The following is a 12,499-nucleotide window of genomic DNA, read 5'->3' on the forward strand; positions in this document are numbered from 1 at the left end:
TCGGCTACCGCCCGCCACGCGATCAGCGCAGAATGACCGGGTGAAAAAAACCGCCCGCGTTCTTACCCATGTCGATCCCGCTGGTCGCCCCGCGATGGTGGATGTCTCCGCCAAGCCGCTGACGGCGCGCGAGGCTGCGGCCACGTGCCGGGTACGCTTCCCGGGTGATGTCGCGGTACTGCTGCGTGGCAGCGGCATGAAAAGCGCCAAGGGCAGCGTCGTCGAGACGGCGATCATTGCCGGGACCATGGCCGTGAAGCGCACACACGAATTGATACCGTTCTGTCATCCCCTGCCGATCGATGGCTGCCGTATCAGCGTGGAATGGAGCGGCGAGCGCGACCTGAACATCGAATGCGTGGTCCGCACGACCCACCGCACGGGCGTCGAAATGGAAGCGCTGACCGGTGCAAGCATCGCCGCGTTGACGGTCTACGACATGTGCAAGGCGCTATCGCATCGCATCCTCGTCGGGCCGGCGAAACTGCTGCGCAAGAGCGGCGGCCGCCACGATTTCGGGAAGGCGTGATGGCCAGGATGACGATCCTGTACTTCGCTGCACTGCGCGACGCGTCGGGTGTCGCCTGCGAGGTCGTGGATAGTGCAGCGCCCGACCTGCGTGCGCTCTACAACGAGCTGCAGGCGCGGCACGCCTTGCCGTTTCCGGCGCGCCAGTTGCGCGTGGCGGTCGATGGCGACTTTGCGGCATGGGACGAGGCGCCACGCGATGGCACTGAAGTCGCTTTCATTCCGCCGGTGAGCGGTGGGTGAGGAAGTGCGCTTGGTCTATGTTCCGAATCAGAGCCCGCAAATGAAACGCTTCACCCTTGCCGATACGCCGTTCGATACCACCACCCTGCGCGCCAACCTGCTGGATGAGCGCGTCGGCGGCTACGCCAGCTTCGAGGGCTGGGTGCGCAATCACAATGCGGACCGCATCGTGCACGGCCTTCGCTACGAAGCCTATGCCGCGCTCGCCGAAAGCGAAGGCGAGAAGGTGCTGGGCGAGGCCCTGGAGAAATTCGACATCATCGACGCCCGTTGCGTGCACCGCGTGGGCGACCTGGCGATCGGCGAACTGGCCGTCTGGGTTGGCGTGAGCGCCGCGCACCGCGATGCGGCATTCGCCGCGTGTCGCTACGTCATCGACGAGGTGAAGGCGCGCGTGCCGATCTGGAAGCACGAACGCTACCGCGAAGGCGACGCCGGCTGGCTGCACCCCGAGCCGTAACGACCGAGGCGAAAATCCCGCTGTTGAAGAGCCCCCTTGATAAGGAACCGGGATTTGCGAAGCGAATCTTGGATTTCCGTGCGCAGCGTCCGAGCCGCGACAAGCCCAGAGTGGAAATCGCTCTGGTGGACAGCCCCCTTGGTAAGGGGGCGCGGCGAAGCCGCGGGGATCGGAAGCACATAGCGGGACCCGGATTTACAAAGCAATCCTAGGATTTCCACGCGCAGCGTCCGAGCCGCGACCAGCCCAGAGCGGAAATCGTTCTGGTGGACAGCCCCCTTGGTAAGGGGGCGCGGCGAAGCCGCGGGGATTGGAAGCACATAGCGGGACCCGGGATTTGCGAAGCGAATCCTGGGCCGTTTTCGGGCGGAGCCCAAAACGGGCGATGACCCCGCCGGCTGGCCTCGGCACCCGCGTCGATCGATACCGTTGCTGCCTTCCGGCCCTGGCGGGGTTTTCGACCTAGCGTCGCGAGGGGCCGACGGGGCCACCATAGAGACTTGCTGGGATTGCTTGATCAAAGCCACGCATTGCACGCGACCTTGTTGTGATGCGGCTGGCGGAGAGAGGGGGATTCGAACCCCCGAAGCGCGGTTTAGACGCTTACACACTTTCCAGGCGTGCTCCTTCAACCACTCGGACACCTCTCCGCACCTGGCACCGCTGCCCTGAATACGGCATCCGGCCGACGTCAGGGTCCGAGATTCTAGCTTTCGGGCGGGTTTCGAACAAGCCACGGGACTGCCTGCGGGCAGTCTCCTTGCGCGGTGCGGCGCATTTCGGTGTCCGAGCGGGCAAGGTTTTTTGCGGCGCGTTCCATAAAAAGCCTGCGGTCACAGTCCCCCGCGCGCTGCGGCGCGTTCCAGCCTCCAGGCGGGGCAGAGTTTTTCGCGGCGCGGTCCCCCGCGCGCCGCGGCGCGTTCCAACCTCCAGACGGACAGAGTTTTTCGCGGCGCGGGTTTCTCGCGGGCGGCAGCGGAGCGGGCAAAGTTCTTCGCGGCGCGGCAGAATGGCGACATGTCCTATCTCGTCCTCGCCCGGAAGTGGCGCCCCAAGCGTTTTGCCGAACTGGTCGGGCAGGAGCACGTGGTCCGCGCGCTCACCAATGCGCTGGATTCGGGCCGTGTCCACCATGCCTTCCTGTTCACAGGCACGCGCGGCGTGGGCAAGACCACGATTGCGCGCATCTTCGCCAAGTCATTGAACTGCGAACGCGGCACCTCGGCCGATCCCTGCGGCGAATGCGAGACCTGCCGGGCCATCGATGCCGGCCGCTACATCGACCTGCTGGAAATCGACGCGGCGAGCAATACCGGTGTCGACAACGTCCGCGAGCTGATCGAGAACGCGCAGTACCTGCCATCGCGCGGTCGCTACAAGGTCTACCTGATCGACGAAGTGCACATGCTGTCGAAGGCGGCGTTCAACGCGCTGCTGAAGACGCTGGAAGAGCCGCCGGAGCACGTGAAGTTCCTGTTCGCGACGACCGATCCCGAGAAATTGCTGGTCACGGTGTTGTCGCGCTGCCTGCAATTCAACCTGAAGCGCCTGGACGAACAGCAGATCACCGGGCAGATCACGCGCATCCTTGAGGCCGAAGGCATTCCGGCCGACGCTGCTGCGATCCGCCAGCTCGCCAAGGCGGCGGACGGTAGTCTGCGCGATGGCCTTTCGCTGCTGGACCAGGCGATTGCCTACACGGGCGGCAAGCTCGACGACGCGGCGGTGGCGACGATGCTGGGCACCGTCGATCGCATGCGCGTCGGTGCGCTGCTGGCGGCGCTCGCCCGCGGCGATGGCCCCGCCTTGTTGGCGGAAGTGGGCGTGCTGGCCGAATTCTCGCCCGACTGGAGCGGGGTGCTGGATGCGCTCGCCGATGCACTGCATCGCGTGCAGGTGCGCCAGCTCGTGCCGGAGGCCCCGGTGGACGGCGAGGGCGTCGATATCGATGCGCTGGCTGCCGCGTTGCGTCCCGAGGTCGTGCAGCTCTGGTACCAGATGGCCCTCAACGGCCGTCGTGACCTGCCGTTGGCTCCGAGCCCGCGCGCCGGTTTCGAGATGAGCGTGCTGCGCATGCTCGCGTTCCGTCCCGCGGAAGGCGAGGGCGCACGTGGTCCGTCCGTGACTACACCGACCCGTGGCGAAACCGCGCCGCCGCGCGCGCCCGCGATGGCTGCACCCGATACGAGCCGCTCGGCGGCGAATGCCGCACGCGAGGCATTGGCTCGCGACATCGCAGCGCACGCGCCTGCGCCGCGCGAACCCGTCGCCGCGCCGGCTGCCATGCCGGAACCGGTGCCCGCGCCAACGCCGGCGCCGGCGCCGGCACCCGTCGACGTGCCGGCGCCACGCATGGCTGTGCCAGCGTCAGAGTCCGCCGCATCCGGCGCCGCCTTGGCGGATGCGGATGCCTGGCACGCCCTGGTCGCCAACAGCGGCCTGCGCGGTCCTGCCCGTCTGCTCGCCGAGCATTCGGTCTTCATCGGCTACAACGGCACCCTGCTGCGCCTGGCCTTGCCGGCTTCGGACGAGCACCTCAAGTCCAGTGCATTGACTGCGATGGTGGCCAATGCATTGGCGCCGGTACTGGGTGCCGCGCCGGAAATCCGCTTCGAGAATGCTCCCGCGCAGGGAGAGTCGTTGCGGGAACGCAACGAGCGCGCGCGCGATGAGCGCCAGACGGCGGCAGAAGCCGCTTTCATGAACGATCAGGACGTCCAGCGGTTGATATCCCAGCACGGCGCGAAGCTGGTGCCGGACTCGATCCGTCCTTTCGACGAGAATTAATTTCCTTCCCCATGCCGACGTCGCACGACGCGGCGCACCAATCAAGAGAACAAGACTATGCGTGGCAACATCGCCCAAATGATGCAGCAGGCCCAGCGCATGCAGGAAAACCTGCAGCGTGCGCAGGAAGAGATCGCAAAGATCGAGGTCACTGGTTCGGCCGGCGGCGGCATGGTCACGGTGACGCTCACCGGCCGCAAGGAGTGCCGCAAGGTGCGCATCGATCCGAGCGTGCTGTCGGACCAGGAAATGGTCGAGGATCTGATCGCCGCGGCGTTCAACGATGCCTCGAACAAGATCGACGAGGAATCGCAGGCGAAGATGTCGGCTGCCACCGCCGGCATGCAGTTGCCGCCGGGAATGAAGCTTCCGTTCTGACGCGGTGCCGTGACTTCATGAGCGTGTTTCCGTGAGCGTGACTTCGTGAGTGTGTTGCTCGAACAACTGATCGAAGCCCTGCGCGTGCTGCCTGGTGTCGGGCCGAAGTCGGCCCAACGCATGGCCTACCACGTGCTCGAGCGCGACCGGGACGGCGGCGCGCGGCTGGCGCAGGCGCTGTCCGCGGCCGTCGAGAAGGTCGGCCACTGTGCCCGCTGCCGCGACTTCAGCGAGACCGAAGTGTGCGCCACCTGCACCAGCGCTTCGCGGGATGCCTATCTGTTGTGTGCGGTCGAATCGCCGGCCGACCGGCTTGCCATCGAGCAGGCAACGGGCTATCGAGGCCTGTATTTCGTCCTGCAGGGGCGGTTGTCGCCGCTGGACGGGATTGGTCCGCGTGAACTCGGCCTCGACCGCCTTGCCTCGCGCCTGGCCGAGGGTGAGGTGCAGGAGTTGATCATCGCCACCAATCCCACCGTGGAAGGCGAGGCCACCGCACATTACCTGGCGCAACTGGCACGCCAGCACAAGGTTCGACCGAGCCGGCTCGCGCACGGCGTGCCGCTTGGCGGCGAACTGGAATACGTGGACCGTGGCACGCTGTCGCACGCGTTCGGCAGTCGCAGCGAAATGCCCTGATTTCAGGAGAAGAAGCGATGGCAGACACTCTCTTCCACAAGATCATCCGGCGCGAGATCCCGGCAGACATCGTTTACGAAGACGAGCACCAGATCGCGTTCCGCGACATCGCGCCGCAAGCTCCTGTACACGTGCTGTTCGTGCCCAAGGTCGATATCGCCACGTTGAATGACGTGCAGGCCTCGCAGGCGGAAGTGATAGGGCGCCTGCACGTGGCCGCGGCGAATTACGCCAAGCAGCAGGGCTTCGCCGATGACGGCTACCGCGTGGTCATCAACTGCAACGGCCATGGCGGGCAGACCGTGTTCCAGGTCCATCTGCACCTGCTGGCGGGCGCGCCGCTGGGCCGCTTCGGCACGCCGAGATGACAACGCCCGGCAATGGCCGGGCGTTGCCTGCTCCCGAAACATGACGCCCGGTTCGAGGCCGGGCGCCCATGTCCGAGCGATGTTGCTTCACCAGTAACCCCACCACGGCCACGGCGGCGGGCGCGTGTTGACCAGGTCGACATACTCACGCGCCGGCCACAGGTAGATCACCTCGGCATCCACGCGCGGGAAGCGGTAGTCATAACCCAGGATGCGGCGGGTGTCGTAGCCGCCGATGCGGCCGGTGAAGGTCACTTCGCGGTTCTTCTCGAACAGCGCAGGGTCGTAGAAGCCGATGCGGCAGGCGATGAAGCGGCCGCCGACGTCATCGGCAGCCCAGTACGGCCGACCGTTGGACGACAGTCGCGTGGACATCATCTCGAAGCAGGTGCGGTTGGGTTGCGGTTCGACACCGACGATGCGGCCGCCCCACCGGACCACCGCGCCCGTCGAATCCGTGGCAGCGGCCTGCTGCGGAGTGATCTCGTTGAAGCTGCCCTGCAGCGGCGCTGGCTGCGAGGCGCAAGCGGCGAGTAATGCCGTACCGAGCATGGTGAGGACGACGCTTGCCTTCATAGCCTTTCTCCGTTGGACGGGTCAGGGATTCGAATGCTTGGGCCGATGGCTGCGCAGCGCTCGGACCAGGTCCTTGGCGGCACGGGGGTCGTGCGTCCCGGGCTGGGGCTCAGCGTAGCGCCAAATGGCGAAACGGTGGCTGATTTCGTGCAGTCCGCTCGCGAGCCCGGGGTGCGCACGGGCGACGCGATCCACCCAGTGGGCGGCGGTTTCGTGCGATTCGCGCGCCAGCCCGAACCGCCCGTAACGTTGGCCCAACCGATGCCAGGCACGCAGCACCGGGTCGGGCTCGCGCTGGCCTCGGGCGCTGAGCCAGACCATCCACATCAGGGCCAGGGTGGCAACGGCCCCAAACACCATGGCGAGCTGCCGCCCGTTGATCCGGTCCAGTCCGAGTGGCGCGAACATCCGCGACTGGCGATTGGCGTCGAAACCGAGGACCAGATCGTTCCAGCCGCGCCGCAGCCAGTCGCGGGCGTTCCACAGCGATCCCCCGAAGTCGCCGAGCACACTGTCGGTACCGGGTGCGCGATCGGCGAGTGTGTCGTAAACCCGCTCGGGGGCAACTGCGGCTGTCGGATCGATCCGGACCCAGCCACGTTCGGGCATCCATACCTCGGTCCAGGCATGGGCATCTGAACGCCGCACGATCCAGTAGCCGCCGATCGGGTTGCGATAGCCGCCCGCATACCCCGTCACCACGCGCGCCGGAATGCCGGCGCCGCGCATCAGCACCACGAAGGCCGAGCTGAAGTGCTGGCAGTAACCCGCCTTGCCGTCGAACAGGAATTGGTCGATGGCGTCATGACCCCAGGGCGGCGTGTCCAGCGTGTAGGCGAATTCGTCATGGATCCACGCCAGGGCACGCCGCACGATCGCAGCGTCATCGCTGCCGGCGTCCCGGCGCCATTGGCGGGCGAGGGCGAGGGTGCGCGGGTTGAATCCGGAGGGGAGTTCCAGTGCGGCCTGCCGTAGCGCTGGTTTCAGCTGCGACTCGTTCCACAGGGGGGCGGCCGATTGCATGCGCCAGCGCGTGAGCGAGCTCAGGGGACGTTCCGTGCGCAGCGAATAGTCGCCAATCAGCGCGCTGCCCCCCGGTGCCGCCAGGGGCAGATCGAGTGCTACCAGCTGCCGGCGGTCGGTGGGCTCGACTTCCAGTTCGTAGTCCCATTGCCGGGGCGAGGCCTGCACGCGCGGTGCGTGCAGCCCGCGTGTCCACGCAGGCTGTGTCCACTCCTCCCCGTCGAAACGCCACAACGTGGGTCCGCGCCAATACATCTGGTCCTGGCGGGGTGTCGCACCGAAGAAGCGCGCGCGCAGGACGGGCGTGTCGTCGGACATCAGGTCCAGCCAGTCGTTGTCGTTGGGCCGCATCGAGTCGGACAAACCCGGCTTGGCCATCGCGCGACCCGGCACGCCCCACATCGGTGAAGCCAGGCGCGGGAACAACCAGAACGTGGCCAGCGCCAGCGGCAGGCCGATCAACAGCAACTGCAGGACGCTGCGCAGCCGGGTTCGCAGCGGCACGTTGAAACGTGCATCGCCGGATTCGACGTCGGCCAGGCGTTGCAGCGCCGCCAGGGCCCCCACGGTGGCAGCGAGGGCCAGGGCGAGCGACAACGGCCCCTCGTCGAGCAGGAAGGTGGCGAACGGCGCGAACAGCGCAAACCCGATCAGGCTGCGCGCATCACGCAGCTTCGCGGTTTCCGAGGGCTTGATCGCGAGCATCGCGGCAAGCAGGGCGCAGCCGGTGTCGCGGCCGAAGCGCAGGCCGGCAACCCCCAGCACGGCGCCAACCACGAGCAGGGTCAGCAACAGGCGCAATCCAGCCGGCAGCGGCTTCCACCAGGCCAGTGCGGTCGTCGCGACACCGGCTGCGGCAATGGGCCATGCAAGGTTGGCGGGAAGCTGCAGCAACAGCGGGACCACACAGGCGACCGCCGCGAGCAGGGCCCAATGGCGGCTGGTGCGATCGAGCACCAGTGCGTGGCCCATCGTCGCGCTCATCGCCCGTACCCTCCGCCCAGGGGGAGGAGGGCGAGCGCGCGCTGACAGGCATGGCGATGCACGATGCCGTGATCGGGGCCGATGTCGGGCTGGCCGGGCAGGCACAGGCGGTAGCGACGGCCATCGCGTTCGGCCTCATCGACCCACCGTGCCAGGCGCGAGATGCGCGCTTCGAAATCGAGATTGGCCAGTTGGCGCCAGTCGAGCACGACGTCCGCGCCCAACGGCTGCTCGTACTCGCGCACCAGCAGGGTGTCGCGGCGCGCGGAAGGCTTCCACGCGATGGTGCGGCGCGCATCGCCGGGCCGGTAATTGCGCAGGTGGTGCACATCGTCCCCGGCGGGATGCAGGCGGGTCTGTGCCTGCTGGCCGGACCCGCTCGGCAGGGGCGGGCCGTTGGGCTCGGGCGCGGCGTATACGAGCAGGGGCGCGTCGCTCCAGACGTACGTCCACGCCCGCGCCAATCCCAGCGGACGCGTGGTGAACACGCGGAGGCGGGGAACATCGAGCCAGCCGCGCTGCTCGGTAGGCAGCGCGACTTCGGCTTCGCCATGCCCCTGGTCGAGGTTCAGGACAGAGGTATCGAGCAGGTCGTCATCGTCGACGCGCAAGCCACGGCGCATGCGCGACGGATCGGCCTGCACATGCACGCGCAGCAGCAGCGTTTGTCCCGCCGCCACCGGTTCGCCATCGATCGTGGTGATGTTCAGTCCGGTGAGCTGCAACTGCGCGGCGATCAGGCTGGCCAGGGCGGCGCCGCCAAGCAACAGGCACAGCATCAGGGCGGGATTGTTGTTGTAGTTCAGCGCGCCTGCCGCCATGCCCAGGAGCAACGTGCTGTAGAACAGCCCGAAGCGCGTGGGAAGCACATAGACACGACGCCGGTCGATGGTGACGGGCAGTGTTTCCGGTGCGCGCGGCCGGGTCAGGCTCAGGGCGATGGTGCGAACGCGCCGCCAGAGCGTGGCCAGGGCTTCAGGGTTGGCGGCAATCGCAGGCATCGTGTCAGCCGACAGCGGGGAGCATCACGGCACGCGCGCCTCAGTCCACGGGCACCGCATGCAGGATCGCCTTGGCCAGCGACGCATCGCTGCCGGCCTGCGCGTCCGCTACCAGGCGATGCGCTGCAACCGCACCAAACAACGCCTGCACGTCTTCGGGCAGCACATGCGAACGCCCCAGCAACAGCGCGTACGCGCGCGCGGCACGCAGCAGCGCCAGTCCGGCGCGGGGCGAAAGGCCGACACGCACGCCCGGGTGCTTGCGGCTGCGCGCGAGCAGGGCCTGTACGTAGTTGATCAGGGCATCGCTCGCATGCACTCCCAGTACGGCCCGCCGGGCCGCCCGTACGTCCGCGGTGTCCAGCAGGGGCATCGTCTGTGCAATCAGGTCGCGGCGATCCACGCCGGCGAGCAGGTCCCGTTCGGCCGCTTCGCCCGGATATCCCAGGGTCAGCCGAAGCAGGAAGCGATCCAGTTGGGAATCGGGCAGCGGATAGGTGCCGGCCAGGTCGACCGGGTTCTGCGTGGCGATGACGAAGAAGGGGTCCGGCAACGAGTGCGTGGTGCCGTCCACCGTCACCTGGTGCTCCGCCATCGCTTCCAGCAGGGCGCTCTGCGTCCGCGGCGGCGCCCGGTTGATTTCATCCGCCAGCAGTACCTGCGCGAACACAGGTCCCGAGTGGAACTGGAAGCTGCGCGCTTGCGGGTCGAATACCGAAACACCTACGACATCGGCCGGCAACAGGTCCGAGGTGAACTGCACGCGCTGGAAGTCGAGCCCCAGTGTCGTGGCCATCGCACGAGCGAGCGTGGTCTTGCCCAGGCCAGGCAGGTCCTCGATCAGCAGATGGCCGCCGGCCAGGAGTGCCACGAAGGCAAGGCGGACTTCATGTGCCTTGCCAAGCACCAGCGCATTGACCTGGGCCTGCGCGCGTTCAAGGGTCATGCGCAACGCATCGGGTAGCATGGTCGCTGCGGTCGGGGATGCCGCCATTTCGTCCTCCTCACCAGTCTTGGCAGTGTAGCGGGGTTGTTCTCCATCCATGCGCGACGAAGGGATGCATGCCGGGCAGGACTCCGGCCCGGTACGACTCGGTTTCTGGCTGTTGTGGTCCGCCGTCCTGCTGCTCAAGCTGGCCGTGGCCGCACGGCTGCCGTTGTTCGTCGACGAGGCCTTCTACTGGCAGGAGGGGCAGCACCTTGCTGCGGCCTATTCCGACCTGCCCGGATTGACGGCCTGGCTCACGCGGCTCGGCGTGGTGCTGGGAGGCGAGCATGCCTTCGCCTTGCGTGCCCCGTTCCTGTTCCTGGCCGCGCTGGTTCCGCTGCTGATGGTGCGGCTCACGACACGCGAATTCGGCGAGCGCTACGGCTGGCAGGCGGGTTGCTTCGCGCTGCTGTTGCCACTGGCCGGCACGCTGGGTCTGCTGGCGTTGCCCGACGCGATGATGGCGCTGGCTACCTTGTTGTGCGTCGATGCCGGCGCGAAGTTGCTGCGCGAAGTCGGTGCGGCCGCAGCGTTGGAGCTTGCGCTCGGTCTCACCCTGGGTGCATTGAGCCACTACCGCTTCATCGCCGTGATCGGGGTCGGCTTCGTCGCCCTGTTGTTGCTTCCCGAGGGGCGCCGTGCGCTGCGCGACGTGCGGGTGTGGACCGCGGTCGCCCTGGGAGCATCGGCATGGATACCGTTGCTGGCGTGGAATATCGACAACGCCGATGCAGGCCTGCGCTTCCAGCTGGTCGATCGCCATCCCTGGGCCTTTCATGCGGACGGGATCCAGTTCATCGGCATCCAGGCCCTGCTGGTGACACCGTTGCTCTTCGCGGCGCTGCTGCTGGCCGGCTGGCGCGGACGCTTCGGCAGCCTGCCGTCGACACGTTATTTCGCCTATCTGGGCGGGCTGGTCGTGCTCGGGTTTTTCATCCTGGGTTTCTTCGCGGACACCGAGCGCGTGAGTTTCCATTGGCCGCTGCCGGGCTATCTGGCATTGCTGCCGCTGCTGCCCGCGCTCCTGGCGCGCTGGCCGAGGTGGCTGCGGATCGCGACATGGCTGCTGGCCGGTCTCGGGCTGGTCGCGATGCTGGCGTTCTACGCGGCACTGTCGATGCCACAGGTGCGTGCACGCAGTGCAGCCGAGAAGTTCTACCAGGCGAATTTCGCGGGTTGGGACGAGCTGGCAGACGTCACGCGCCGCCGCCTCGAGCAGTTGCCTCCCGGCACGCGCGTCGTCGCCGACAGCTTCAAGGTGGGGGCCGAGCTCGGCTTTGCGCTCGGCGAGCCGGATATCCCGGTGCTCGATCATCCAAGCAACCACAACCACGGTCGTGCGCCGCAACTGCGCCTGTGGGGTCTTGAGAATGAATCGGCCGTCGACTGGTCGAAGGGGCCGATCCTGCTGGTCGTGGGCATCACCGAGGTGTCCTACAAGGACCTGCTCCATCGCTACCACGCCTTGTGCGGCATGGTCGGTCCCTTGCCGCCGCCGCAGGTGCTCAACATCGATCACGGCCGCCAGCGTTTTGCGTTGTTCGCGCTGGATGCCAAGCGCGGCGGCGAGTGCACGACGCCCGCCATGGCGTGGATCGATGCGCCGGTAGGGGGCGCTTCGGTGGGGCTCCGGTTCGACATGAGGGGATGGGCATTCAAGGACGGCGTGGGCCTGGAAAAGGTCGAGGTGCTGCTCGATGGACGGCCGGTTGCAGTTGCCAAGTACGGAGAGCCGTACGAGGGGCTGTCGACGTCATGGCCGGAAACCAACGATCCGCGGCATCCGGATGTCGGCTTCAGCGCTCAGGTCGACCTGCGCAGTGCGACGGGCGTGAAGCCCGGGCGCCATTGGCTGGGACTGCGCCTGCATGGCCGCGACGGCAGCGTCGAGGACTGGTCCGAGCAACCGGTGGACATCGCACGCTGACGGCGCCGCGCAGGTCGTGGCCTAGGGAAGGACAAATCCCGATTCGCGCAACAGCCGCGCCGTGATGATGAGAGGCAGTCCGATCAGGGCGGTTGGATCGGACGAATCGATGGCGTCGAACAGCGTGATGCCCAGGCCCTCGGCCTTGAAGCTGCCGGCGCAATCGAACGCTGCTTCCGCATCGACATAGCGTTCGATTTCGGCGAACGAGAGCGGGCGGAAGCGCACCGTGGTCGTGTCTGTCGCCATCCTCGGCGGATCGCCTTCGCGCTGGATGCAGACCGCGGTGCGGAACAGGACTTCGCGGCCTGACATCGCGCCGAGTTGCGCGATCGCCCCGGTGCGGTCGCCGGCTTTGCCCAGCGGCTGTCCTTCAAGCTCGGCGACCTGGTCCGAACCGATCACGAATGCCCCCGGCTCGCGGCGGGCGATCACGGCGGCCTTGGCCCGCGCCAGGCGCTCGGCGAGGGCCAGCGGAGTCTCGCCGTGGAGCGGGGATTCATCCACTTCGGGACGGACGGTCTCGAAGGGCAGCCGCAACCGCGAAAGCAGTTCCCGCCGATAGGGCGACGTGGAGGCCAGGACCAGGCGCGCCAC

At 67.3% G+C, this 12,499-nt stretch carries 13 protein-coding genes, 1 tRNA gene and 1 other RNA gene; 8 read left to right on the top strand and 7 right to left on the bottom strand.

Going from position 1 to position 12,499, the window contains the following annotated elements; genetic code table 11:
• Positions 1-40: 40 nt before the first annotated feature.
• From moaC to ACYVGE_RS03035, 3 genes are read left to right on the top strand one after another with little or no spacing between them, the layout of a single operon-like run.
• Positions 41-529, top strand: a complete 489-nt coding sequence (moaC, locus tag ACYVGE_RS03025; RefSeq protein ID WP_460726905.1) for a cyclic pyranopterin monophosphate synthase MoaC — start codon at positions 41-43, stop codon at positions 527-529.
• A complete protein-coding gene (locus ACYVGE_RS03030) occupies positions 529-771 on the top strand; it encodes a MoaD/ThiS family protein (protein ID WP_460726906.1) in 243 nt (80 codons plus the stop codon). The genes moaC and ACYVGE_RS03030 overlap by 1 nt, the downstream gene beginning before the upstream one ends.
• A gap of 40 nt (positions 772-811) precedes the next feature.
• Entirely contained in the window at positions 812-1,231 is a 420-nt protein-coding gene (locus tag ACYVGE_RS03035; protein WP_310051775.1) for a molybdenum cofactor biosynthesis protein MoaE, read from the top strand.
• Positions 1,232-1,619: 388 nt separating this feature from the next.
• Here ACYVGE_RS03035 and ffs read toward each other — a convergent pair.
• An RNA gene (gene ffs, locus ACYVGE_RS03040) (signal recognition particle sRNA small type) lies at positions 1,620-1,716 on the bottom strand.
• 72 nt (positions 1,717-1,788) lie between these two features.
• Positions 1,789-1,881: transfer RNA gene (locus ACYVGE_RS03045), tRNA-Ser, on the bottom strand.
• Between the two features lie 367 nt (positions 1,882-2,248).
• Here ACYVGE_RS03045 and dnaX point away from each other — a divergent pair.
• The 4 genes from dnaX to ACYVGE_RS03065 are packed head-to-tail and all read left to right on the top strand — an operon-like array spanning position 2,249 to position 5,403.
• Positions 2,249-4,018 carry a DNA polymerase III subunit gamma/tau gene (gene dnaX, locus ACYVGE_RS03050; RefSeq protein ID WP_460726909.1) on the top strand — a complete coding sequence of 590 codons (1,770 nt, stop codon included), beginning with the start codon at positions 2,249-2,251 and terminating at the stop codon, positions 4,016-4,018.
• 57 nt (positions 4,019-4,075) lie between these two features.
• Positions 4,076-4,396, top strand: a complete 321-nt coding sequence (locus tag ACYVGE_RS03055) for a YbaB/EbfC family nucleoid-associated protein (protein ID WP_310051781.1) — start codon at positions 4,076-4,078, stop codon at positions 4,394-4,396.
• Positions 4,397-4,441: 45 nt separating this feature from the next.
• Positions 4,442-5,035: a recombination mediator RecR gene (recR, locus tag ACYVGE_RS03060; protein ID WP_460726911.1), complete on the top strand. Its 594-nt coding sequence runs from the start codon at positions 4,442-4,444 to the stop codon at positions 5,033-5,035.
• Between the two features lie 17 nt (positions 5,036-5,052).
• Complete coding sequence (locus ACYVGE_RS03065) at positions 5,053-5,403, top strand: histidine triad nucleotide-binding protein (protein WP_460726913.1); 351 nt, start codon at positions 5,053-5,055, stop codon at positions 5,401-5,403.
• Between the two features lie 87 nt (positions 5,404-5,490).
• Here the strand turns inward: ACYVGE_RS03065 and ACYVGE_RS03070 are convergent, their stop codons facing one another.
• Genes ACYVGE_RS03070 through ACYVGE_RS03085 form a run of 4 tightly spaced genes read right to left on the bottom strand, consistent with a single transcriptional unit; the run spans position 5,491 to position 9,981 of the window.
• A complete protein-coding gene (locus tag ACYVGE_RS03070) occupies positions 5,491-5,979 on the bottom strand; it encodes a Slp family lipoprotein (RefSeq protein ID WP_460726915.1) in 489 nt (162 codons plus the stop codon).
• Positions 5,980-6,000: 21 nt separating this feature from the next.
• Positions 6,001-7,986, bottom strand: a complete 1,986-nt coding sequence (locus ACYVGE_RS03075; protein ID WP_460726917.1) for a transglutaminase TgpA family protein — start codon at positions 7,984-7,986, stop codon at positions 6,001-6,003.
• Positions 7,983-8,987, bottom strand: coding sequence for a DUF58 domain-containing protein (locus ACYVGE_RS03080; RefSeq protein ID WP_460726919.1), 1,005 nt, complete (start codon positions 8,985-8,987; stop codon positions 7,983-7,985). Before ACYVGE_RS03080 ends, ACYVGE_RS03075 begins: the two co-directional genes overlap by 4 nt.
• A gap of 40 nt (positions 8,988-9,027) precedes the next feature.
• Positions 9,028-9,981 (bottom strand): AAA family ATPase, encoded by a 954-nt coding sequence (locus ACYVGE_RS03085; RefSeq protein ID WP_460726921.1) that lies wholly within the window; start codon positions 9,979-9,981, stop codon positions 9,028-9,030.
• Positions 9,982-10,030: 49 nt separating this feature from the next.
• Here ACYVGE_RS03085 and ACYVGE_RS03090 point away from each other — a divergent pair, with 49 nt between their 5' ends.
• The gene (locus tag ACYVGE_RS03090; protein ID WP_460726923.1) at positions 10,031-11,902 is read left to right on the top strand and encodes an ArnT family glycosyltransferase; all 1,872 of its coding nucleotides are present in this window, start codon (positions 10,031-10,033) and stop codon (positions 11,900-11,902) included.
• A gap of 21 nt (positions 11,903-11,923) precedes the next feature.
• Here the strand turns inward: ACYVGE_RS03090 and ACYVGE_RS03095 are convergent, their stop codons facing one another.
• On the bottom strand, positions 11,924-12,499 hold the full coding sequence (locus ACYVGE_RS03095) for a Maf family protein (RefSeq protein WP_460726925.1): 576 nt from the start codon (positions 12,497-12,499) through the stop codon (positions 11,924-11,926).

It is taken from the genome of Lysobacter rhizosphaerae, assembly GCF_054779795.1.